The sequence below is a fragment of the Streptomyces sp. NPDC102270 genome, assembly GCF_044766405.1.
Taxonomy (GTDB): Bacteria; Actinomycetota; Actinomycetes; order Streptomycetales; family Streptomycetaceae; genus Streptomyces.
The window spans coordinates 230,550-253,731 of record NZ_JBIWLX010000009.1; the positions used below are offsets into that span (position 1 = coordinate 230,550).

The window sequence follows — 23,182 nt, forward strand, 5'->3', positions numbered from 1 at the left end:
TGACGGCTCCCTTACGCCGGCCCCCGCCGCCTTGACGGGACTCTTACGCCGAGAACGGCTGGAACCAGCCCCGGGAGTCGAGCCCACCACGCCTGGAAGCCGGCGCATTGGAGCGACTCGAAAACCGCGATGTGGGAACCGGTAGAGAAGCCCTGACGCACGAAGGGGGCCGGGTGCGACGCCCCGGCTCGCTCATCGGAGGAGAGGCCAGGATGGCGCGTGAACACGACTCCCAGCAGGCCGTCCCGAACACACCGGGGATGCGCACCGACGCCGACGGCGTCACGCGCCGGCGGCCGCTGCGGAGGCGGCACGTCGAGGAGACCGTAGAGGTCGCGGTGCCGGTGCGGACGGCGTACAACCAGTGGACCCAGTTCAAGACGTTCCCCCGGTTCTCGAACGTGGTGCACGGTGTGGAACAGGCCAGGCCCACCGTGACCACCTGGACCATCGGCTACGGGCCGCTGCGCCGTCGCTTCGCGGTGGAGATCGTGGAGCAGGACCCCGACGCCTACCTGGCCTGGCGCGGCCTGGAGCAGCGCCCCTCCCACCAGGGCGAGGTCGAGTTCCGGCCGACGGAGTCGGGCGGCACGGCCATCACCGTCCGGATGCTGCTGGAGCCACGCGGCACCGCGAAACGGCTCACCGGCTCTTCCAGGGTCACCCAGGTGATCACCCGGCTGGTGCGCCGCGAGCTCCAGAACTTCAAGCTGTTCATGGAGGGGCTGGGGCAGGAGGGCGGGGCCTGGCGCGGCACCATCCGCAACGGCCGAGTACAGCACGACCACCCGGAACCGCCGAGGAGCCGAGTGGCCCAGTGGCCCGTCGGCTGACCCTCGTACCGGACGCGGCAGGACCCAGCGGCCAGCGAGTCGCGGCAAGAGAAAGGCGATGCGATGCAGAACCCGCCCGACGACGAGCCGGAGACCACCCTCTCCGTGACACCGCCGAAGAAGTGGGCGGCCGGGGTCCCCGCGGTCGTGCACGCGCTGGAGTACTCCCTGGAGCAGACGTCCCCGCGCAAGACCGGGGTGGACCTGCTGACCATGAACCAGGTGGGCGGGATCGACTGTCCCGGCTGCGCCTGGGCGGATCCGGCCCCGGGCCGGCGCCATCGCAACGAGTACTGCGAGAACGGCGCCAAGCACATCAACGACGAGGCCACGAAACGCCGGATCACCGCCGACTTCTTCCGTGAGCACAGCGTCTCCGACCTCGCCGGCCGCTCCGACATGTGGCTCAACCAGCAGGGCCGGCTCACCGAGCCGATGATCAAGCGACCGGGCTCCGACCACTACGAGCCCCTCAGCTGGAACGACGCCCTGGGCGTGCTCGCGGAGGAACTCACCGCGCTCTCCTCCCCCGACCAGGCCGTCTTCTACACCTCGGGCCGGGCCAGCAACGAGGCCGCCTTCGTCCTCCAGCTCTTCGCCCGCGCCTTCGGCACCAACAACCTGCCCGACTGCAGCAACATGTGCCACGAGTCCAGCGGCTTCGCCCTGAGCGAGACGCTGGGCACCGGCAAGGGCACCGTCAGTCTCGACGACCTCCACCACGCCGACCTGATCTTCCTGGTCGGACAGAACCCCGGCACCAACCACCCGCGCCAGCTGTCCGCCCTGGAGGAGGCCAAGCGCAACGGCGCCCGCATCGTGGCGGTCAACCCGCTGCCCGAGGCGGGGCTACGGCGCTTCAAGAACCCGCAGAAGCCACGCGGGGTCATCGGACGCGGCACCCAGATCGCCGACCGCTTCCTGCACATCAAGCCCGGCGGCGACCTCGCCCTCTTCCAGGCCCTCAACCTGCTGCTGCTGGAAGCCGAGGACGCCCGGCCCGGCACCGTCCTGGACCACGACTTCATCGACGCGCACACCTCCGGCTTCGAGGAGTTCGCCCAGCACGCGCGCGCCGTCGACTGGGAGGACGTGCGCGCGGCGACCGGCCTGACCCGCGAGGAGATCGAGAAGGTCCGCGACGAGGTCCTGCGCAGCGAACGCGTCATCGTGTGCTGGGCGATGGGCATCACCCAGCACAAGCACGGTGTGCCCACCATCCGGGAGATCGTCAACTTCATGATGCTCCGCGGCAACCTGGGGCGGGCCGGTACCGGTGTCTGCCCGGTGCGCGGGCACAGCAACGTCCAGGGCGACCGCACCATGGGCATCTGGGAACAGATGCCGGACTCGTTCCTCGACGCCCTCCAGAAGGAGTTCGGCTTCGACCCGCCGCGCCCGCACGGGCTCGACTCGGTCAACGCGATCAAGGCGATGCGCGAGGGACGCGTCAAGGTCTTCCTCGCCCTGGCCGGCAACTTCGTGCGTGCCGCTCCCGACAGCGAGGTCACCGAGGACGCGATGCGTTCGTGCCAGCTGACCGCCCACATCTCCACCAAGCTGAACCGGTCCCACACCGTCTGCGGTGACACGGCGCTGATCCTGCCCACGCTCGGCCGCACCGAACGAGACGTCCAGGCCGACGGCGAGCAGTTCGTCACGGTGGAGAACTCCATGAGCGAGGTGCACACCTCCCAGGGGCGTCTCGAGCCCGCTTCTCACCTGCTGCTCAGCGAGGTCGCGATCCTGTGCCGGCTCGCCCGCCGCACCCTCGGCGGCAAACCGGACATCCCCTGGGACCGGTTCGAAGGGGACTACGGCACGATCCGTGACCGCATCTCCCGCATCGTGCCGGGCTTCCACGACTTCAACGCGCGCGTGACGCGGCCCGGTGGCTTCCAGCTGCCCAACCCCGTCAACGAGGGCGTGTTCAACACCGCGGTCGGCAAGGCCCTGTTCACCCGCAACGAGCGGGTGGTCCCCAAGGCGCCCGAGGGTCACCTGCTGTTGCAGACCCTGCGCTCGCACGACCAGTGGAACACCGTCCCCTACACGCTCGACGACCGCTACCGCGGCATCCACGGCAGCCGCCACGTCGTACTCGTCAACCCGGCCGACCTCTCCGGACTCGGCCTGGCCCAGGGAGACCACGTCGACCTGGTGAGCGTCGGGGCGGACGGCACCGAGCGCCGCGCCCGGGACTTCGAGGTCGTCCCCTACCCCACCGCACCGGGCTCCGCCGCCGCCTACTACCCCGAGACCAACGTCCTGGTGCCGCTGGACAGCGTCGCCGACATCAGCAACCAGCCCACGTCGAAGGGACTCGTCGTCCGCCTGGAACCCACGTCCGACCGGGCTACTCCGGCTTCCGCCTGAGGAGCACGCCGAAAAGGACGGGAAGCGACCGACACCGAGGAATCCCGGCTGCTCGGCGGCCAGTTCGAACAACCGCTCGTCAGCGTCCTCTTAGCCTTTGTCGCCGGCGGTCCGCACGGCGGTGAACACCACGGCGTAGTAAGGCGGGGCGGGCAGTGAGGCGGGCGCAGGGTCTGTGTTCCCACGGGCCACGATCGGCCGAATGCCGACTGTCCACGGGGCGTGACGGCCAATAACCTGTGCGGCCTGCGCGTTCTGGGAGGTCTCGTGAACGGTCTCCGTGCGGTCGTCGTCTGCCTGGTGATCGCGTGTGCCGCGGTGGTGTCGCCGGCCGCGGCCGTGACGCCTGCCAAGGGCGTGACGCCGAGCTGGTCGGCGCTGCCGGTGCCGGCGGCGGCCCCGCCCGTGACGGTGTCCGACCTCGCCGCCCGCGGGCCGCGCGAGGCGTGGGCGACCGGGTACGAGCAGGCCGCCGACGGCCTGCGGCCGATGCTGTACCGCTGGGACGGCACGGCGTGGAGCCGGGACACCTCCTTCCCCGGTGCCGGTGAGCCGGGCTGGCTCGGCAAGGTGCAGTTCGTCGGCACGGACGTGTGGATCCTCCACAACCGCGCGGGCGAGGGCGAGATCCTGCGCCGGTCGGCGGGAGGCTGGAGTACCGTCCCGCTGCCGCAGACGCTGTGGACCTACCAGGACTTCACCGCCGTACCGGGGGCCGCCTGGGTGGTCGGTGAGGACGACACCGGACTGAAGGTGCTGCACTACGACGGTTCCCGCTGGACCACGCAGGCCACCCCGGACGGCGTGCTGTACCTGATGGGGATCACCGCGCGTACCGCCACGGACGCCTGGGCCTGGGCGGACACCAGCAACGGGACGACTGTCCTGCACTGGGACGGCACGGCATGGCGGGACGCGAAGGTACCGCTGCCGCCGAACAGCAACGTGCACACCCTGCTGCTCGAACCGTCCGGCCGGATCACGATCGGCGGCAGCCGGTACACCGACGGCGTGGGCCGCACCTACCTGATGTCCTTCGACGGGCACGCCTGGCGCACCACCTACCCGCCGCTGGGCGACACCTCCACCGAGGCCATGGTGCGCGGCCCGGACGGCGCGCTGTGGCTGCCGGTGCGCAGCGACCGCGCGTTCCAGTCGAAGTACGCGCGCGTCGACGGCCCCCGCACCACCTTCTCCTACGGCCCGGAGCGCACGAACGCGATCGACGTCAAACCACGTGCGCTGGCCAGGGCGGGGGCGGCCTTGCTGTCCTTCGGCACCGTCGAGATCTACGGCTCGAAACCGAATCTGATGAGTGAGCGGCTGGGAGGCTGACCATGGCACGCAGACTTCTCGTCGCGGCCCTCGCCGTCGCCATGACCCTCATCGCCGTGATGAGCTCGGCCGCGGCGGAACCCCTGTCCTCGCTGCACGTTCCGGTCCCGGCCCAGGTCCGCCCCCAGGCCGCGCTGAACGAGGCCGTGGCACTCGGCCCGGACCTGGCCTGGGCGGTGGGCGCCGACGCCGTCGGTCGCGAGGCGCCGGGCTTCCCGCTGGTGCTGCGCTGGGACGGAACCGAATGGCACCGCCAGAGCCTGCCCGGGGCGGGCTGGCAGGGTGAGTTGCTGTCCGTCGCCGCGACCTCCCCGGCCGCGGTCTGGGCGGTGGGCCGGGACGCGGCGGGCGGCGGCCGTCTGCTCCGCTTCGACGGCACCGCCTGGTCCGAGAGCCGGCCCCCGCCCGGTGTCGTGCCGACCCAGGTCGTCGGCGGCGGCGGTGAGACCTGGCTGATCGGTTCGCGCGGCGGCGCCCAGGCACTGCTGCGCCGGGACGAGGACGGCTGGCTGGACGTGCCCGTACCACCGGGAGCGGTATACGGCCTGCACATCAAGGCCGCCGACGACGTCTGGGCCGCGGGCGCCACCGACTCGGGTGCGGCCGTGTCCCACTGGGACGGGCAGGCGTGGCAGCAGACGATCGTGGACGCGTCCCCGCGGTCGGCCGTGGGCAGTGTGCTGGCGGTCTCCCCGACCGAGGTGTGGGCGGGCGGCACGGCCGGGTTCATCGGCGGTCCGCCGGGACGGCCGATTCCGCCGCTGCTGCTCCGCTTCGACGGACAGACGTGGAGCCGGGTGAGCGTGCCCACCGATTTCGGCTCGATCAGTTCGCTGGCGGCCTCCGCCTCGGGCGAGCTGGCCTGGGTCGCGGTGGCCCGCTCGCAGAAGTGGGGCCCGCCGGGCTCTCCGCCGCTGGTCTCCGGGCCGGACTTCCTCGCCTGGAACGGTCGGTCCTTCACCGAGTACGACGAACCGGCGGTGGCCGGCGAGGGAGACTCCCGGACACTGCGGCTGGCGCCGGTGCCAGGCACCGACACGGTGTGGTCGGTCGGTCGCGCCGACGGCCCCGAGGGCACCTTCGCCCCGCGGACACTGCGGTTCGGCTGAGCAGAAGCTCCTTCCCCACATGGCTCCGGGCATGCCCGGCTTCCCTCGTTCGAGAGACATAGCGCACACGCGCCGAAGAACTCGCCGCGGCGGGGTACCCGAGCTCCCGTAAGGAAGCCACCCGCGCACTGTTGCCGTTTGACAACAAAAGCCGGGACGCAACACAGTAGCCGTGTCGGACGTACGGGGAAGGACCTGGAATGCTCCGGTGGACGGAGACCACTCCGTGTGCTGGTCACCCATGTCGAGAGGTGACAAAGGTGCCGTCGGCGCGCTCTTCGGTTCAGGCGGTCCGGTGGCCGGACTCCGCCGGGTCGTCGTGTATCTGCGTCGCCGCGGCGGAACAGAACGCCTCCAGCCCTTCCAGCAGCGCGACCCGCTTCGCGGCGGGCATGTCCGCCAGCACGGTCTGCAACTCCCTCTCCCTGCGGGCGCGCAGGTCGCCGAGGAAGGCGCGGCCCCGGCCGCTGAGATGCAGCCGCACCTCACGCCTGTTCTCCTCGCTCACGATCCGCTCGACGAACCCGGCCGCCACCAGCCGGTCGCAGAGCCGGCTGGTGGACGGCGGGGTCGAGGCGAGGCACTCGGCGAGGGTGCGCAGGTTGATGCCGTCGTGGTGCTCGAGGATGTGCAGCACCCGCAGCTGCGACGCGGAGGTGGGCGAGGTCGAGGCCCGGCCCCACACGACCTCCAGCAGCTCGGCGGCCGTGGTGGTCACGCGTGCGACCTCATCAGGCTCTGAGCGGCGACGGAAGGCAGTCACGATCACACTCTCGCAGGCACCGGGGTGCCTGTCAGCGTACTAGGCGCGCGCCGACCGCACAGGACCGGGACGGTGGAAGCGAGCCGGCCTCGTGAGTGAGACCCGTACGTCGTCCGGCGAAGGAACAGGTGTTTTGTCATCATGAAGAGATTTTTGGCCGTTGAACGCGCTCTGCGCACAGCGGCCCCCCACGAGTTGCTCGACGCCATCCGCGCCGTACTGATCGAGCAGTACGGCGCGGAGGACGTCGAGCTGTTCATGGCCGACTACAGCCTGACCGTGCTCCAGCCGGTGTCGGTCCTGCCGCACACGCTGGAGCCGGTGTCCGTGCACAACACTCCGGCCGGGCGGGCCTTCGGTTCGCAGAAGCCGTACCGGGAGGAAGGGCGGAGCGGACGAACCCGTCTGCATCTGCCGGTCAGTGTGCGCGGCGACCGGCTCGGCGTGCTGTCCGTCACCCTGTCCGACAGCGACGCCACGCAGCGGTGGGAGTCGGAGCTGGCCGACATCGCCGACGTACTGGGGCACGAGGTGGTCGTGGCGGAGCGCGACACCGACGTGTACCTCCAGGCGCGGCGCAAGGACCGGCTGACGCTGGCCGCCGAGATGCAGTGGCAGTTGCTGCCCGGCCGCGCCTGCTCCCGCCCCGAGTACGAATTGGGTGCGCAGCTGGAGCCGGCCTACGCCATCTTCGGCGACAACTTCGACTGGTCTGCCACCGCCGACCGGCTGACGCTGTACGTCACCAACGGCATGGGCGAGGGCATAGAGGCGTCCCTGCTGACGAACCTGGCCATCAACGCGCTGCGCAACGCCCGGCGCGCCGGGCTGTCCATCGCCGACCAGGCGGCCCTGGCCGACCAGGCCGTCTACGCCCACTACCGGGGGCGCTGCTATCTGTCGGTCCTGATGCTCGACTTCGACCTGGCCACCGGCCGGGCGAGTGTCGTGGACGCCGGCTCCCCCCAGCTGCTGCGGCTGCGTGGCGGCACCGTGGAACGGGTCGCCTTCGACGCCCAGCTCCCGCTGGGCATGTTCGAGGAGACCGACTACCTCGCGCAGGACTTCCACGCGGAGCCCGGCGACCGGCTCGTCTTCGTCAGCGACGGCGTCGATGCCGTGGCCTCCCCGAGGGGCGAGGCGTACGGGGAAGCGGCTCTCGCCCGGGCCATCCACTCCACGCGCCTGCTGCCCGCCGCCGAGGTGCCGCGCGCCGTCCTGCGGGAGCTGACCGGCCACCGCGGTGAAGCCATGCCGGACGACGACGCGCTGATCGTGTGTCTGGACTGGCACGGCAGGCCACAGCAGTCCGGCTGACCGGCGAGTCCGGGCGCTGCGGCGGGGGCATGTTGTTCGCCGTACACGCTCGCGTTAACGTTTGCCATGCGGCAATAATTGCCACGTGGCCTGACCGCTCGGCGGGCCGAACGGGCTCGCAGGCAGGGAGACGATGCAGGTGGCGGAGCACGACACAGCCCTCGAGACGGCGAAGGAGCTGGGCGCCTTCCTGGAGCGGCGTCGTGAGCGGATCGCCCAGCGCTGGGCGGACGCCGCCCTGTTCCGTACGGTCTTCACCGTCTCCCGGGACGAGGCGGTCGAGGCGTGCAAAGCCGTGGTGGACGCCCTGGCCGAGGTGGCCTGCTCCGGGCGTCTCGAGGATGTCGACGCTCCGGGCTTCGGTACTGTGCGGGACCAGCTCGCCCGGATGGCCGCGGCCCGGGCCCGGGCCGGGTTCACGCCGGTGCAGATCGCCGGAGAGGTCGCGGAGCTGCGCGAGCCGGTGACCGCACTGCTGCGCTCCGAGTTCGAGGACGCCGTCGACGGCAGGCGAGGGGACGCGTGTGTCCAGGCGCTGGCGGTCCTGACGGCGACGCTCCGCCTGGTGATCATGGAGACGACGGTGAGCGCGGGCGAGGAGCTCATCGCCCGGCAGCGCCAGCAGCTGCTGGAGGTGGCCACACCCGTCATAAAGCTGTGGGAGGGCGTGGTCGCGGTACCGCTGATAGGGACCCTGGACAGCGCCCGCAGCCAGGTGGTGATGGAGAGCCTGCTGGAAGCGATCGTGGACCAGCGGGCCGCGTACGCGATCCTCGACATCACCGGCGTCCCGACCGTGGACTCGCTCGTGGCGCAGCACTTGATGAAGACGGTCGCCGCGGCCCGGCTGATGGGCGCGGAGTGCATCGTCTCCGGGATCCGTCCCGCCATCGCGCAGACCATCGTCCATCTCGGCATCGACCTGGGCTCGATCATCACGCGGGCCGGTCTCGCCGACGCGCTGGCCTACGCGCTCGCCCAGCAGGGCATCGTCGTCTCCGCCCGCCCGGTGACGGGAGCGAGTCCGCGGTGACCGACTTCCTCGCCACGCATTCCGGCCCGGGCCCGGTGCCGGTACTGGCACTGGGAGACGTCCTGCTGGTCACCCTGCAGGGCGAGCTGAGCGACGGGCTGGCCGAACAGCTCCAGCACGACATCTCCCAGCGGATCGCGTCCGGCGCGACGCCGGTGAACGGTGTCGTGATCGACATCTCCGGGGTGGAGATCGTCGATTCCTTCCTCGGCCGCGTTCTGGCCGAGATCGCCGCGAGCTCACGCCTGCTGGCCGCTCGGACCGTACTCGCCGGCATGCGTCCCGTCGTGGCCATCACCCTGGTCGAGATGGGTCTCACCCTGCCCGGCCTGGGGACTGCCCTGAACGTCGAGAAGGCCTTGTCCCTGCTGGGCCGCGCGCCCTCGGCAGCTCCGACCGCACACCCGGAAGAGGGTGCATGATGCATGCCCCCATCGCCTCGACCATGCGCCTGCCCATCGCCTCGGACGCGGACCTGTCCTGGGTCCGCCAACAGGTGCGCCAGAGCGCTGCCGACCTCGGCTTCAACCTGGTCCAGCAGACCAAGCTGGTGACCGCGGCCAGCGAGCTGGCCCGCAACACCCTCGTCCACGGTGGCGGCGGGCACATGGAGATGAGCGTGCTGGCGGAAGGCACCCGCCGCGGACTGCGGCTGTCCTTCGTCGACGCGGGCCCCGGCATCCGGGACGTCGAGCTCGCCATGACCGACGGTTACACCACCGGAAACGGCCTGGGGCTGGGACTGAGCGGGGCCAAGCGGCTCGTCAAGGAGTTCGCTCTGGACACCCGCCCGGGCCAGGGCACCACCGTCACCATCACCGACTGGGTCTCCGGCCTGCCCGCGCCCCGCACAGGTGCGTCGTGAGCAGGGTCTGGGACATCCCGGTCCAGGACAGCACCCGCGTCCGGGACGTACGGGTCGCCGCCGAAGCCGCCTGCGCCGCGGCGGGCCTGGACGCGCACGCCACGGCGGTCGCGGCGCTGGTCGCCACCGAGCTGGGCACCAACCTCGTCAAGCACGCCGGGGGCGGCCGCCTCTTCATCAACCTGGCCGCCCCCGCCGACACGCTCGCCGAGGACGTGCCCTGCGTCCAGATCGTCTCGCTCGATCACGGACCCGGCATCGACAACGTCCCGGCGGCGATGCGGGACGGTCACACCACCGCCTCGTCGTCCCTCGGTGCGGGCCTGGGCACCTGTCGGCGCGTCGCCGGCGAGTTCGACCTGCACAGCAGACCGGGGCGGGGCACCGTCGCGGTGGCCCGCATCACCCCGGTGCGGGGCCCCGGCCGCCCTCTCCCCCGGCAGGCCAGGTCGGGTTCGGGCACCCGGGCCGGTGGGATCACCACCTCCCTCGCCCATGCCGAGCACTCCGGAGACGCCTTCAGCCGGGTGCGCTCCGGCCCACGCGTCACGCTGATGCTCGTGGACGGCCTCGGCCACGGGGACAAGGCGGCCGACGCGTCCACGGCCGCCGTCGAGGAACTGCGCCGCTGCGCCGATCTGCCGCCGGCCGAGATCCTGCGGCGGCTGCACACCGCACTGCGGGCCACGCGAGGCGCGGCCGTCGGCGTCGCACAGCTGGACGAGGACAGCGGCCGGCTCTCCTTCGCCGGGGTCGGCAACATCGGCGCCAGGCTGCGCACCGACGGCGCGTGGCAGCCCCTCATCTCCCACCCCGGCATCGTCGGCGCCCACTTCCCCGCCACCGTGCCCCTGCGCGAGAGCGCCTGGACGCCGGACAGTCTGCTCGTCCTGCACAGCGACGGGCTCCCCGGCCGCTGGGAGCCCCCCGGTGACCCCCGGCTCGCCGCCCACGATCCTGCCGTGGTGGCCGCGGTCGTCCTGCGGGACGCCGGCAGCGCCGCCCGCCCCTTGCGCGACGACGCCAGTGTGGCCGTCCTGGCCCCTGACCCCCGGACGGACCCGTATGACCGCACCCCCTGACGTCTGGAAGATCGCGTCGGTGGCCGACGCCGCCCGGGCCCGCGCCGCCGTCGACCGCATCGCCACGGACGGCGGGGCGCCGGCGCTGGAGCGGGCCCGCTTCCTGACGGCGCTCACGGCACGCCTGCGCCACTGCCTCGGCCAGGGCGGTGAGTGGCAACTCCGCCTCCACATCCGGCAGTCCGGTCTGCTCGAGGTGTCCTTGAGCCCGGTCGGCGAGCGCGAGCCGGATCCTCAGGACGAGACGCCGTTACTGACCTGCCCGCTGCCGCACGCGCCCGTCCGCATGGCTCGCCGCGGCGCCCCCTCGCTGCCGCAGGCCCTGCTGAGCGCCGACGAGAACACCGCGGCCGTGCTCAGCCTCCTCGACGAGCAGGAGAACCTGGTCCGGCTGCACCGGGAGGAACTGCACCAGACCAACCAGGGCGTCCTGGCGCTGCACGCCGACCTGGAGGCCGCGGCACGCGCTCAGCAAGAGCTCCTCGAAGCCGAGCGGACCGCACGCGCCGCGGCCGAAAAGGCCCGCCGCCTGCTGACCTTCCTCGGCGACGCCAGCGCCGCCATCACGTCGTCCCTCAGCCGTACGGCCATCCTGCGCCGCCTCTTCGACGTGCTGGTGCCGGAGTACGCGGAACGCCTCGACGTCTGGCTCTTCGACGAGGAGGAGTCCGAGGGCCACGAAGACGAACGCGCGCACCGCGTCCGGGAGCACTCGGCGGCCGCCGTGGCCGCCGCCCGCACCGGCCGCCCCCAGCACGCCGCCGCCCACCCGGGCAGCCTTCCCGGCGTCGACGATCTCCCGCCCTCCGCCCTGTCCCCCGAGCGGCCGCTGCTGGCCATCCCCCTCGTCGCACAGCGCCTGCTGGGCGTCCTCACCCTCACCGCCCCCGGTCCCCGCTTCGACGAGGACACCTCCCTGATGCTGGTCGAGCTGGCCCGCCGCGTGGGTGTCGCCCTGGACCACGCCCACCGCTACCAGCGGTCCCGCAACACCGCCGAAGCACTGCAGCGCGCCCAGCTCACGGACCTGCCCACGCCGCCGGGACTGCTGCTCGCCGCGCGCTACCTCCCCGCCACCTGGGGCATGAACATCGGCGGTGACTGGTACGACGCCTTCCTCCAGCCCGACGGCAGCCTGCTGGCCGTGATAGGGGATGTCACCGGCCACGGGCTGCACGCCGCCGTCGTCATGGGCCAGTTGCGCACCGCCCTGCGCGCCTACGCCGTCGAGAACGCCACCCCCGGCGAGATCCTCACGCGCCTGCACCACATGCTGGGCCACCTGCAGCCGGACCTGTACGCCACCGCGCTGATCGCCCGTTTCCGGCCGGGCGAACCGGAAGTGGTCTGGGCCTCGGCGGGCCACCCGCCGGCCGTCGTGCGCGCCGCCGACGGCACCGTACGGGTCCTGGACGCCAAACCCGGCGTGATGCTGGGCATCCCGCTGCCCTACGTGTACACGGACCACCGGACCGACCTGCCCCCCGGTTCGTCCCTCGTGCTGTACACCGACGGCCTGGTGGAACGCCGGGGGCAGGGCATCGACCCCGGAATCGGGCGCCTGTGCCGCGCCCTGGAGGCGTTGGGCACACCGGAGCTGGAACAGGACCTGGACGCCGCCGCCGACGCCCTGCTCAAGCCCCTCCTGTACGACTCCGAACGGGACGACGACGTCTGCCTGTTGCTGTGCCACACCGTGACCGTCGCGGCGCGGGAGCGGCCCCGCACATCCGACCGCTCGCCTTCCGAAAGCGAACCGCCTGTCGGCCCGTCCGCTCGCGGTAGCGTGAAGGACACAAGGCGAGAGGGTGGATCTGGTGAAAGCCTCTGAACCGCAGCCGTCCGCGGAAGCACACCTGCGCGCGGCCTCGCCGCACGCGCTGGTGGCCACCGCCCGCCGTCTGCTCGCCGAACGGGTAGGGGCTCAGGAGGTGAGCGTGCTCCTCGCCGACTACGGCCTGACCGTCCTGCAGCCGGTCACGCACCTGCCGCGGACCGGCCCCCCGGTCTCCGCCCACGAGGGGCCCGCGGGCAGCGCCTTCCTCACCCAGAAACCGGTGCTCGAAGTCCTGCCCGACCCGGCCGGCCAGCTGGCGCATCTGCCCATCACGGTGCGCGGCGACCGTCTCGGCGTCCTGTCCGTGCACCTGCCCGCAGGCGCCGTCGACCCGCGCACCGTGCTCCAGCTGGGCGACTTCGCCACGGCGCTCGGACACGAGATCGCCACCGCCGGCCGCGACACCGACCTCTACCTCCAGGCCCGCCGCACCCGTCGGCTGACCCTCGCCGCCGAGATGCAGTGGCAGCTTCTGCCCGGCCGGGGCTGCGCCCGCGAGGAGTTCGTCATCGGCGCCCACCTCGAACCCGCCTATGCCATCGGCGGCGACACCTTCGACTGGTCCACCGGCGCCGACCACCTCGTCCTCACCATCACCGACGGGATGGGACAGGGCATAGACGCCTCCCTGCTCGCCGGTCTCACGACCGGCGCCCTGCGCAACGCCCGGCGCGCCGGCATAGGCCTCGCCGACCAGGCGTGTCTCGCCGACCAGGCCGTCTACGCCCAGTACGGCGGCAAGGCGTACGCCTCCACCCTGCTGTTGAGTTTCGAGCTGGCCACGGGCCTCGTGCACGCCGTCGACGCGGGCTCCCCGCAACTGTTCCGGCAGCGCGGCGGCCACACCGAGCGGGTCGAGCTGGAGGCGCAGATGCCGCTCGGCATGTTCGAGGAGACCCTCTACACGGAGCAGACGTTCCAGGTCGAGCCCGGCGACCGTCTCATCGCGGTAAGCAGCGGGGTCCACGGCACCCGCTCCGCGACGGGCGACCTGTTCGGCGAGCGGGTCCTGCGCCAGGTCCTCGGCGCCACCCGTGCCACTCCGCCGCACGAGACGGCACGCGCGGTCGTCGGCGGGCTCATCGAGCACTACGGCAGCAAGGAACTGCTGTCCGACGCCGCCGTGGTGTGCCTCGACTGGACCGGCCGCCACGGCTGACCCCGCGGTCAGCGTCCGGGGTCGTCGTTGTCCTTGTCGGTGTCGCCCTGAGCGCTCAGGAAGGCCCGCAGCCCCCCGCTCAGCGCCGCCCGCTCGCCGGGTCCCATGGCCGCGAGGACCGCGGCGAGCGCCTGTGATCTGCGCGCGGCCACCTCGTCGAGCACATGCCGGCCGCGCACCGTGAGAACGAGCTGCACCTCACGCCGCCGGTGCGGGTGCAGCAGACGCTCCAACAGGCCGGCGGCCTCCAGCCGGTCACACAGCCGGCTGGCGGTCGGCGGGCCTATCTCCATGCTCTCCGCCAGGGAGGTGAGGTTGAGGCCCGGTTCCGACTCCAGGATCCGCAGTGCTCTCAGCTGGTGCGGTGACAGCCTCAGACTCGCTCCCTGGGCGGCCACCGACCACAGGTTCGCGAGACCGTCCACGGCATCGGCGACCTCCAGCGCGACGGAGAGTGGGTCGTCACCCGGTCCGCCCGACTGGTCGTCCCCCGAGCCACTGAGACGAGTCACACACCCATCGCTTTCAGTAATCGCTTGGCCATGCAGATACCACCCTCATTGAAACGCGGTACCCGATGCGCCGTCGAGCAAGCACGTGGGGCCGCTCCGGAGGACGGCAAAAAGAAAGGGCAAGGAGAGAACTCTCCTTGCCGTTACCCAAGTTATAGCGCGAAGGGGGGCTTGCGGCAAGCCCCCGGTCACCGCGCACAATCGTCGGCCGAGGCCACAACCTGCGGATATGGGGGAACTACGTGTCGTCAGACCTGACCGAGCAGTACGTGTTGGATCTTCAGGAGGTCGACGGGAGTCAAGTCGCCGTCGTCGGCGGCAAGGGGGCGCACCTGGGCAGCCTGTCACGGATGGAGGGCATCCGCGTGCCGGCGGGTTTCTGCGTGACGACGGACGCCTACCGGCGGGTCGTGGAGTCGATGCCGTCGCTCGACGCACAGCTGGATCAGCTCTCGCGGGTGGACCCGGACGACCAGGAGGCGATCCGTACGCTCAGCGCGCAGATCCGCCAAACCATCGAGGGGATCGCCGTCCCGGACGAGCTGGCGGAGGCGATCACCGGTGCGCTCGCTCGGTCCGGCGAGCAGGCCGCCTACGCCGTCCGGTCCAGCGCGACCGCTGAGGACCTGCCCACCGCCTCCTTCGCGGGCCAGCAGGACACCTACCTGAACATCGTGGGTCCGGCGGCGATCCTCCGGCACGTCAGCCGGTGCTGGGCGTCTCTGTTCACCGAACGGGCCGTGACCTACCGCCGGCGCAACGGCATCGACCACCGTACGGTCCGTATGGCCGTCGTCGTGCAGCAGATGGTCCTCCCGCAGGCGTCCGGCATCCTGTTCACGGCCGACCCCGTCACGGGCAACCGGACGGTTGCCACCCTGGACGCGGGATTCGGCCTCGGCGAGGCCCTTGTCTCCGGTCTGGTGAACCCGGACGTCTTCACCGTGCGGCACGGCGAGGTCGTCGCCAGGACGATCTCCGCCAAGCAGCGTGCCGTACACGCCCTGCCCGCCGGGGGCACGCGGGAAGTGGCGATCGACGCGCAGCGGCAGGAGCAGCCGGCGCTGACGGATGCGCAGGCGGTCCGGCTCGTGGAGCTCGGGCGTCGGATCGAAGCGCACTTCGGCCGCCCGCAGGACATCGAATGGTGCCTGGTCGGCGACGACTTCCACATCGTGCAGAGCCGCCCGATCACGACGCTGTTCCCCGTCCCGGAGAGCGGTGACCAGGAGAATCACGTCTACGTCTCCGTCGGCCACCAGCAGATGATGACCGACCCCATGAAGCCCCTGGGCCTGTCCATGTGGCAGTTGACGGCCATGGTGCAGATGCACGAGGCCGGCGGGAGGCTGTTCGTCGACGTCACCCGGCGTCTGGCCTCGCCCGCGAGCCGGGCCGCCCTGCTGGACCTCATGGGGAGGGGCGATCCGCTGGTCAGGGACGCGCTGGAGACCGTCCTGGAGCGCGAGGACTTCGTTCCGTCGCTCCCGGACGCGCCTGCCGGCGGGCCGCGGGCCGGCGGCGCGTCCGACCCGGTCGAGACCGATCCGGCCGTCGTCACCGGGCTGATCGAGCGCAGCCGGGCGTCCCTCGCGGCCCTGCGGCGCGATGCCCGGACGAAGAGCGGCGCGGAGCTGTTCGAGTTCCTGCTGGAGGCCTTCGAGGAACAGAAACGAGTCCTCACCGATCCCCTGAACTTCAAGGCGATCATGGCGGGGATGGAGGCCACCTGGTGGCTCAACGACAAGCTGGAGGAGTGGCTGGGCGAGAAGAACGCGGCCGACACGCTGACCCTGTCCGCCCCCGGCAACGTCACCTCGGAGATGGGACTGGCGCTGCTCGACGTCGCGGACGTGATCCGCCCGCATCGGGAGGTGGTCGCGTTCCTGGAGGGCGGCGTCGGGGACGACGGCTTCCTCGACGAAATGGCGAAGCTCCCCGGCGGGACCGAGGCACGCGGCGCCATCGAGGCCTACCTCGACCGGTACGGCATGCGCTGCGTCGGCGAGATCGACATCACGAGGCCGCGGTGGCGCGAGCGCCCCGGCACGCTCGTGCCCGTGATCCTCGACCACGTGAGGAACTTCGAACCGGGCGCGGCGCGGCGGCGTTTCGAGCAAGGGCGCCAACAGGCGCAGAAGAAGGAACAGGGCGTGCTGTCACGCCTGCGGGCCCTGCCGGACGGGGAGCGGAAGGCCGACGAGACCAAGGGCATGATCGACCGGGTCCGCACCTTCATCGGCTACCGGGAGTACCCGAAGTACGACATCATCAGCCGCTACTTCGTCTACAAGCAGGCCCTGTTCGCGGAAGCCGAGCGTCTGGTGGAGGCGGGCGTGCTCGCCGAAAAGGAGGACGTCTCCTACCTCACCTTCGAGGAGTTCCGCGACGTCGTGCACTCGAAGCAGGTCGACGACCGGCTCGTGCAGCAGCGCAAGGACGCGTTCCGCTCGTACCAGGCGCTCACGCCGCCCCGGGTCCTCACCTCGGACGGGGAGGCGCTCAGCGGGGCGTACCGGCGCGACGACGTGCCGGCCGGCGCCCTGGCGGGCCTGCCGGTCTCCACCGGGACCGTCGAGGGAAGGGCCCGCGTCATCCTCGACATGGCGGACGCCGATCTCGAAGCGGGCGACATCCTGGTCACCACCTTCACGGATCCCAGCTGGTCACCGCTGTTCGTCGGCATCGCGGGCCTGGTGACGGAGGTGGGCGGCCTGATGACCCATGGCGCGGTGATCGCCCGGGAGTACGGCCTGCCGGCCGTCGTGGGCGTCGAGCAGGCCACCCGGCGGATCCGGGACGGGCAGCGGATCCGCGTGCACGGCACCGACGGGTACATCGAGATCCTGGACTGACCGTGGCGGCCGATCGGCTCAGGTTCGAGCGCCGCTCGCGTCGTCGGGGTGGATGGTGAAGATCTGATCGAGACCTACGATGCGCAGCACGCGCAGGGTGTTCGGCGGTACGGCCGCCAGGGCGACGTCCGCCTGGACGGCCTGTGCGTTGCTGCGCGCGGCGATCAGAGCCGTGATGCCGCTGGAGTCGCAGAACTCCAGTCCGCTCATGTCCAGGACCAGGCACTGGCCCGGCCGGAGGGGGAGGCCGTCGAGCACTGCGCGCAGTTCGCCGACGTTGGCGTAGTCGAGTTCACCGAAAAGCTTCAGAACGGGGCCGGTCGCGGCGTCTCGGGTGGTGATTTTCAACGGGCTCATGGTTCGTTTCTCGTCTGTGGGTCGGAGGCGGGGACACCTATGGCGAGCAGGGCGGTGTCGTCGTCGAGGCCGTCACCGAAGCTGCCCAGAAGTCCGGTCAGGGCCTGGATGAGGGCTTGCGGCGGCTTGCCCGCGTGCGCCGTGACGAAGGCGAGCAACGCCTCGTCGCCGTAGAGACCGGTGCGGTCCTGGCCGGTGCGGGCTTCGGTGAGGCCGTCCGTGTAGAGAAGAAGCGTGTCGCCTGGGCCGAGAACGGTCCGGGCGTCGGCGAAGCGCGCGGAGGGCAGGATGCCGACGAGAAGGCCGCCGGGGGTGGGCAGGAAGTCGGCTGTGCCGTCCGCGCGCGCGACGACGACCGGTGGGTGACCGCCTGCGGCGAGGTGAACGGCCAGACGCCCGGTCTCCGGATCGGGTTCGAGGGTGCCGAAGACGGCGGTGCAGTAGCGGGGGTCGCCGCTGCCGGCGTACCGCTCGTGGAGCGCCGTGTTGAGGATGGTCAGGGCGGAGACGGGGTCGGGGTCGTGCAGTGCGGCGGCGCGCAGGGTGTAGCGGGTCAGCGAGGTGAGTGCGGCGGCCTGGGGTCCCTTGCCGCACACATCGCCGAGGAAGAACCCGAAGCGTTTGCCGTCGAGGGGGAAGACGTCGTAGAAGTCGCCGCCCAGCCGGTCGGGTGAGGCGGTGTGGTAGTGGGCGGCCGTCTGAACGCCCGGTACCGGCGGCAGGGTGTCCGGGAGCAGCGACTGCTGGAGTACGGCGAGCGCCTCCTGCAGCCGGGTCCGGTCGGCCTCCGCCTGCCGGCGTGCTTCCTCGGCCGCTTCACGGCGGCGCAGGAGTTCGACTTCGTAGGCGCGGCGGTCCCGGGCGTCGAAGACCGTGGTGCGGATCAGGAGGGGTTGACCGGTGGTGCCGTTCTTGACGACGGAGGACGCCAGCACGGGTATCCGGCCGCCGCCGGTCTGTTTCATCTCCAGGGCTATGCCGCTGATCTCGCCCTGCATCCGCAGCAGCGGCGCGAAGTGCGTCTCGTGGTACAGCTTGCCGCCGACGCTCAGCAGGTCGGTGAACCGCATCCGGCCCACCACGGCCTCCCGCTCCAGGCCGAGCCAGTCCAGCAGGGTGCCGTTGATCTTGGCGACGGTGCCGTCCATCAGCGTGGAGAGGTATCCGCAGGGGGCGTTCTCGTAGAGGTCCTCGACGCTGTCCTCCAGCAGTGCGGCGAACGCCGCGTCCGCGGCGTTGTCGCGGTCGGCGTCCCGTGGGTCTGGTTGCTGGCCGGCGCGGCACATCATCACAGGCTCGCCAGGAAGTCGACGATCGCCCGGTTGGTGGCCTCGGGCGCGGACAGGTGCGGGCAGTGTCCGGTGGCGTCGAGGGTGACCAGGGTCGAGTCGGGAACCGTCTCGTGAACGAAGGCTCCGACCTCACGGGGGGCGATCACGTCCTGGGTGCATTCCAGCACCAGTGTCGGCACGCTCACCTTCTTCAGGTCGTCCCTGGAGTCCGACAGGAACGTGGTCCGGGCGAAGACGCGTGCCATGTCCGGGTCGGTGGCGCAGAAGCTGTTCTTGAGCTCGTCGCCCAGTTCGGGCCGGTCGGCGTTGTCCATGATCAGCGGGGCCATGGCGGCCGACCAGCCGAGGTAGTTCGCTTCCAGGGACGCCAGCAGTTCGTCGATGTCCTCGGCGCTGAACCCGCCCCGGTAGCCCTCGTCGTCGATGTACCGCGGGGACGGCGCGACCATCACCAGCGCGCCGATCCGCTCCGGCGCCATGCCGGCCGCCAGTACGCCGATCATCGCGCTGACCGAGTGGCCCACGAACACCGCGTCGCGCAGGTCGAGGGCTTCGCACACCTCGACCACGTCCCGGGCGTACCCGTCCAGAGAGGCATACCGGTCCGCCGAGAACGCGGACGCGTCCGAGCGGCCCGAACCGACGTAGTCGAACAGCACCACGCGGTAGTCGTCGGCCAGAGCAGGCACGGTCAGCCGCCACATGTTCTGGTCACAGCCGAAGCCGTGAGCCAGCACGACCGTAGGTCCCTGCGCGTTGCCGGTGACGGTCACATGGTTTCTGCTCACGATGTCCATACCCAGCAGTCTCTCAAGCTGCATGCGCACCTCGTGACGCCCCCTGTCATGCACGGGCGCCCGCCAGGGCCCGGAGCACGCGGTTGCGGCCGCCGTTGGGCACCGTCCACAAGGGGTGGCCCCGTACCGCCCACGACTGCAGGATGGCGTTGGCGGCGAGGAAGCCGCTGGTGGCGGCCCGTTCCATCAGGGCGACGGGGAGGTCCGTGCGCACCAGGTCGCCCGCGAGCATCAGGCCGGGCTGCGGGGTGCGTACGCCGGGGCGGTCGGTGTATCCGCCGACTGGGAACAGGGGGCAGTCCTGGCGCCACTCGTGCCGTGCGTCGAGGACGCGCGCGTGGCGGGTCTCGGGGTAGACGTTGCCCAGCTGTGCGCTCAGGTGCCGGGCCTGCGCGTCGGGGTCGGCGTTCTCGGGCAGCGCGTAGCCGTGGAGTTCGACCACGGAACCGCCGGTGCGGGCGGACCAGCGGGCGGCCTCCTGCTCCCAGCGCTCCAGGACGCTGACGTTGTCCAGCGAGCCGTATCCGGCCGTGCCGAGGAACCCGGGCCGGCCGGCGTCGACGGGGCGGTCGAGCCAGAGCCGGGAGACGAGGAAGGGCGGGGCGGTGCGGAGCCGCCCGACGCGTTCACGCCAGGCCGCGTCGGCGAGCCGGGGCGAGCGGCCGACCAGGGAGCGCAGGCCCGCCGTGTCGAGAGCCAGCACGACGGTGTCGTACCGCCTCTCCTCGCGGTCCGTGGCGACGGTGAAGGCGCCGTCCGCGGTGGGCGAGACGTTCTCGACGGAGGTGGACAGGCGCAGGTCGACGCCGTGGTGGCCGAGGTGCTTGGCGAGGGGGTCCCACAGGGCGGTCGGGAAGGGGTCGTCGGGCACGTCGAAGAGAAGTCCCTCGGAGCTGCCGAGGAAGTAGATGTGGAACATCAGGACCATCTCGGCGGCCGACAGGTCGCGGGGGTCGGCGAAGAAGCTGCGGGAGAAGACCTCGAAGGCCAGGTGGCGTGCGGCCGCCGGGAAGCGCAGGGACGCGAGGAAGTCGTGGGCGCTGACGGCGTCCAGTTCGGTGTAGACGTCGGGGACGCGGACGTCCAGCAGGGGAAGGGCCCGCGCGGGACTCATGCGCGCCATGTCCCGCCAGCGGAAGGAGGGGCTCAGCGCCACGAAGCCCAGTGCGCTCAGTGGCGGCGTGCGCGGCACTCTGCGGAAACTGTCCCGCAGTCCGTCGCGGTGCCGCAGCGGGTAGTCGGGGAGGCCGGTGAGGCGGCCCGGACGGGAATCGGTACGGCTCAGCAGGCTGCGCAGGTTGTAGTACTGGCGGAAGAAGGCGTGGAAGCCGCGGCTCATGGTGGCGGTGGTGCCGTCGTACAGGTGGGTGCTCCAGCCGCCGACGCGGCCGCCGAGGTAGGCCTCGCGTTCGTAGAGCGTGACGTCGACGCCGCGTTCGGCGAGCGCCGTGGCGGCGGCGAGGCCGGCGATGCCGCCGCCGACGACGGCGGTGCTGCGCGGCCCGCCGACCCGGGTCGCTCCGGGCGGCGGGGGCAGGAGGACGGCGTGCCGGTCCCGCCCGGGGCGGGGACCCGCCGTGGCGGCGGTCACTGTCCGCCCCGGGCGGGCGGGGCGGCGCGGCGGGCGACGACGGTGTGGGTGATGCCGGTCTGCCAGCCGGGCAGGGGCAGGGCCCGTACCCGGTCGTACCCCCGGGCTCGCACACGGTCCGTGAACCGGTCGACGGTGTCGAAGCCGACGACGCTGCGCCACAGGTGGCGGTAGAGGTCGCCGTCGCCGAGGGCGTTGGCGACGGGCAGCACCAGGCCCCGGCACACGGCCGTCCAGACGGCCCGGTCGAGCGGGCGGCCGCTGAGAGTGTACTCGTGCACGGCGAGCCGGCCGTGCGGGGCCAGCAGGTCGTGGACGGTGTCCAGCACGGCGTCCGGGTCCGCGACGTTGCGGAAGAGGTAGGCGGCGAACACCGCGTCGAAGGGCCCGGCCACGCCCGCCTCGGCGAGAGCCTCCGCCGGCGCGCACACGAACCTGACCCTGCCGTGCCACGGCCTGGCCGTGGCACGGTCGAGCATCCCGGCGGAGGCGTCCACGCCCGTGATGTCGGCGTCGGGCAGGACGCGGGCGAGCGCGGCGGTGGAGGCGCCGGTGCCGCAGCCGAGGTCCAGCACGCGCAGCCCGGTGCCCCGGTGGGGCAGGCCCAGCCGCCGGGCCGAGCGGCGCAGCTGGGCGTGGTAGCCGGGGTTGGCGGCCACGAGTGTGTCGTACCTGTGCGCCGCATGGTCGAATGCGGCGGCCAGGTCCGCGTCACGCAGCACGGTCACGCTGCCTCCTGGTGCGGGTCGTCGGGGAGTCGGGGGATCGGGCCGCACAGCGGGTCAGGGTCCGGGGAAGGGGCGTCGGGGAAGTCGGGGCACTTGCGCGGCGGCTCGCAGCATGGGCAGGACGGGGGTGCGCAGACCGATGGCGAGTTCTTCGTGCGGTCGTGTGCCGCCGTCGAGGAAGCGCAGGAGCCGGGTCATGGGGATCCTTGTGAACAGTCGTGCGAAGAAGTCCGCGCCGTCGACGAGGCCGCTGTCGAGGGCGTGCAGCAGGACCGCGTCCATGGCGCGGGAGCGGGGCAAGTGCGGCAGCGGGGGCAGGGGTCGCCGGCCTCGGCGCAGGGCTGCCGCGACGGCCGCGGTCTGCCGCTGGGCGCCGGCGAAGGTGTAGCCGGTCGAGGGCCGGGTGGCTCCGCCGGCCGCTCCGATACGGAAGACCGACGCGCCCGTCTGCCGTGCGAACCTGGCGTCGGTCATCGGGATGACGCCGGTCTCGGTGCCGGTCACCTCGAAGTCCCGCAGCCCGAGCACGGTGCCGGTGTAGTGGTCCAGGGCCTTGTCGTACGCGTCCGCGGACAGGACGGCCGGCGAGAACTCCGTGTACTCCACCAGGGCCTGGTCCGGGCGGGTGGGCAGCACGTAGCCGAAGGAGAGGCCTTTCGCGGGCTGGGACGTGCGCAGGTCCATGAACTCGACGCGGGCCGGGTCGAAGACCGGACGGCCGGTGCGGACGAACCAGCCGTGGAAGTGCTGGAGCAGCGTCGTACGGGCCGCGGGGAGGCTGTCCAGCGGCCGGGAGTCGAACACCCAGCGGGCCTGCACGGATGCGGGGCGCCCGGCCGCGGTGCGGGCGTCGATGCGCGCACCCTGCGGGAGTCCTTCGACGCTCTCGACCGTGGCCTCGAGGCGTCGTACGTGTCCGCTGCGGGCGAGGTCCTGCTCGATCAGGGACTCGAAGTCGTCCGAGTGGATCATCTTGTAGCGCAGGGGGGAGATGTCGTGCTCGATCGGTTCCCCCGTGGGCGGGTGCACGCGCAGGCGCTGCCATGACCTGGTGACCGCGGCGTCGTAGGGTCCGCGGCCGGTCTCCCAGAAGCACCAGGTGCGCCGGGGCGGGCGCAGCGGGCCGGGCGGGGCGTCCACGAGGACGACGGACAGGCGCGCGCCTGGCGCGGGGCGCGAGAGGCGGTGGGCCAGGGACAGGCCCGCGGCTCCCGCTCCGATGATGGCGACGTCCACCTCGTCCATGGCCGGTCACTCCCTCCGCACCCTCGCCGTGCCGTGTCGTCGGTGTTCCGGTCGCAGTACCCGTCCGGATGCGGATGCCACCCGTGAAGCCGCGGA

At 71.9% G+C, this 23,182-nt stretch carries 20 protein-coding genes; 12 read left to right on the forward strand and 8 right to left on the reverse strand.

The window, feature by feature from the left end; translation table 11 throughout:
- Positions 1-212 precede the first annotated feature (212 nt).
- From ACIRP7_RS20710 to ACIRP7_RS20725, 4 genes are all read left to right on the forward strand, one after another.
- Complete coding sequence (locus tag ACIRP7_RS20710; RefSeq protein ID WP_403661306.1) at positions 213-833, forward strand: SRPBCC family protein; 621 nt, start codon at positions 213-215, stop codon at positions 831-833.
- A 63-nt stretch (positions 834-896) separates the two neighbouring features.
- On the forward strand, positions 897-3,209 hold the full coding sequence (locus ACIRP7_RS20715) for an FdhF/YdeP family oxidoreductase (protein WP_403661309.1): 2,313 nt from the start codon (positions 897-899) through the stop codon (positions 3,207-3,209).
- A gap of 267 nt (positions 3,210-3,476) precedes the next feature.
- Positions 3,477-4,544, forward strand: coding sequence for a hypothetical protein (locus ACIRP7_RS20720; protein WP_403661312.1), 1,068 nt, complete (start codon positions 3,477-3,479; stop codon positions 4,542-4,544).
- Between the two features lie 2 nt (positions 4,545-4,546).
- Positions 4,547-5,653, forward strand: coding sequence for a hypothetical protein (locus tag ACIRP7_RS20725; protein ID WP_403661315.1), 1,107 nt, complete (start codon positions 4,547-4,549; stop codon positions 5,651-5,653).
- 283 nt (positions 5,654-5,936) lie between these two features.
- Here the strand turns inward: ACIRP7_RS20725 and ACIRP7_RS20730 are convergent, their stop codons facing one another.
- Positions 5,937-6,371, reverse strand: coding sequence for a MarR family transcriptional regulator (locus tag ACIRP7_RS20730; RefSeq protein WP_403661318.1), 435 nt, complete (start codon positions 6,369-6,371; stop codon positions 5,937-5,939).
- Between the two features lie 186 nt (positions 6,372-6,557).
- Between ACIRP7_RS20730 and ACIRP7_RS20735 the strand changes: the two genes are divergently transcribed.
- From ACIRP7_RS20735 to ACIRP7_RS20765, 7 genes are all read left to right on the forward strand, one after another.
- Complete coding sequence (locus ACIRP7_RS20735) at positions 6,558-7,733, forward strand: PP2C family protein-serine/threonine phosphatase (RefSeq protein ID WP_403661321.1); 1,176 nt, start codon at positions 6,558-6,560, stop codon at positions 7,731-7,733.
- A 133-nt stretch (positions 7,734-7,866) separates the two neighbouring features.
- Complete coding sequence (locus ACIRP7_RS20740; protein WP_403661324.1) at positions 7,867-8,766, forward strand: STAS domain-containing protein; 900 nt, start codon at positions 7,867-7,869, stop codon at positions 8,764-8,766.
- Positions 8,763-9,188 (forward strand): STAS domain-containing protein, encoded by a 426-nt coding sequence (locus ACIRP7_RS20745; RefSeq protein ID WP_403661327.1) that lies wholly within the window; start codon positions 8,763-8,765, stop codon positions 9,186-9,188. Before ACIRP7_RS20740 ends, ACIRP7_RS20745 begins: the two co-directional genes overlap by 4 nt.
- Complete coding sequence (locus tag ACIRP7_RS20750; protein ID WP_403661756.1) at positions 9,188-9,631, forward strand: anti-sigma regulatory factor; 444 nt, start codon at positions 9,188-9,190, stop codon at positions 9,629-9,631. The genes ACIRP7_RS20745 and ACIRP7_RS20750 overlap by 1 nt, the downstream gene beginning before the upstream one ends.
- Complete coding sequence (locus ACIRP7_RS20755; RefSeq protein WP_403661329.1) at positions 9,628-10,713, forward strand: SpoIIE family protein phosphatase; 1,086 nt, start codon at positions 9,628-9,630, stop codon at positions 10,711-10,713. Before ACIRP7_RS20750 ends, ACIRP7_RS20755 begins: the two co-directional genes overlap by 4 nt.
- On the forward strand, positions 10,697-12,544 hold the full coding sequence (locus tag ACIRP7_RS20760) for a PP2C family protein-serine/threonine phosphatase (RefSeq protein WP_403661332.1): 1,848 nt from the start codon (positions 10,697-10,699) through the stop codon (positions 12,542-12,544). Before ACIRP7_RS20755 ends, ACIRP7_RS20760 begins: the two co-directional genes overlap by 17 nt.
- The gene (locus ACIRP7_RS20765; RefSeq protein WP_403661335.1) at positions 12,522-13,709 is read left to right on the forward strand and encodes a PP2C family protein-serine/threonine phosphatase; all 1,188 of its coding nucleotides are present in this window, start codon (positions 12,522-12,524) and stop codon (positions 13,707-13,709) included. Before ACIRP7_RS20760 ends, ACIRP7_RS20765 begins: the two co-directional genes overlap by 23 nt.
- Before the next feature lie 8 nt (positions 13,710-13,717).
- Here ACIRP7_RS20765 and ACIRP7_RS20770 read toward each other — a convergent pair whose 3' ends face one another.
- Positions 13,718-14,221, reverse strand: a complete 504-nt coding sequence (locus ACIRP7_RS20770; RefSeq protein ID WP_403661338.1) for a MarR family winged helix-turn-helix transcriptional regulator — start codon at positions 14,219-14,221, stop codon at positions 13,718-13,720.
- Positions 14,222-14,475: 254 nt separating this feature from the next.
- Between ACIRP7_RS20770 and rph the strand changes: the two genes are divergently transcribed.
- The gene (gene rph, locus ACIRP7_RS20775; protein ID WP_403661759.1) at positions 14,476-17,076 is read left to right on the forward strand and encodes a rifamycin-inactivating phosphotransferase; all 2,601 of its coding nucleotides are present in this window, start codon (positions 14,476-14,478) and stop codon (positions 17,074-17,076) included.
- An 18-nt stretch (positions 17,077-17,094) separates the two neighbouring features.
- Here rph and ACIRP7_RS20780 read toward each other — a convergent pair whose 3' ends face one another.
- Genes ACIRP7_RS20780 through ACIRP7_RS20805 form a run of 6 tightly spaced genes read right to left on the reverse strand, consistent with a single transcriptional unit; the run spans position 17,095 to position 23,086 of the window.
- Complete coding sequence (locus ACIRP7_RS20780; protein WP_403661341.1) at positions 17,095-17,433, reverse strand: STAS domain-containing protein; 339 nt, start codon at positions 17,431-17,433, stop codon at positions 17,095-17,097.
- Positions 17,430-18,719 carry a PP2C family protein-serine/threonine phosphatase gene (locus ACIRP7_RS20785; protein WP_403661762.1) on the reverse strand — a complete coding sequence of 430 codons (1,290 nt, stop codon included), beginning with the start codon at positions 18,717-18,719 and terminating at the stop codon, positions 17,430-17,432. The genes ACIRP7_RS20780 and ACIRP7_RS20785 overlap by 4 nt, the downstream gene beginning before the upstream one ends.
- Before the next feature lie 2 nt (positions 18,720-18,721).
- Entirely contained in the window at positions 18,722-19,522 is an 801-nt protein-coding gene (locus tag ACIRP7_RS20790) for an alpha/beta fold hydrolase (protein ID WP_403661765.1), read from the reverse strand.
- A gap of 46 nt (positions 19,523-19,568) precedes the next feature.
- Positions 19,569-21,113 (reverse strand): FAD-dependent oxidoreductase, encoded by a 1,545-nt coding sequence (locus ACIRP7_RS20795; protein ID WP_403661344.1) that lies wholly within the window; start codon positions 21,111-21,113, stop codon positions 19,569-19,571.
- Positions 21,110-21,841: a methyltransferase domain-containing protein gene (locus ACIRP7_RS20800; protein WP_403661347.1), complete on the reverse strand. Its 732-nt coding sequence runs from the start codon at positions 21,839-21,841 to the stop codon at positions 21,110-21,112. Before ACIRP7_RS20800 ends, ACIRP7_RS20795 begins: the two co-directional genes overlap by 4 nt.
- Positions 21,842-21,895: 54 nt before the next feature.
- Positions 21,896-23,086 carry a lycopene cyclase family protein gene (locus ACIRP7_RS20805; RefSeq protein WP_403661349.1) on the reverse strand — a complete coding sequence of 397 codons (1,191 nt, stop codon included), beginning with the start codon at positions 23,084-23,086 and terminating at the stop codon, positions 21,896-21,898.
- Between the last annotated feature and the right edge of the window lie 96 nt (positions 23,087-23,182).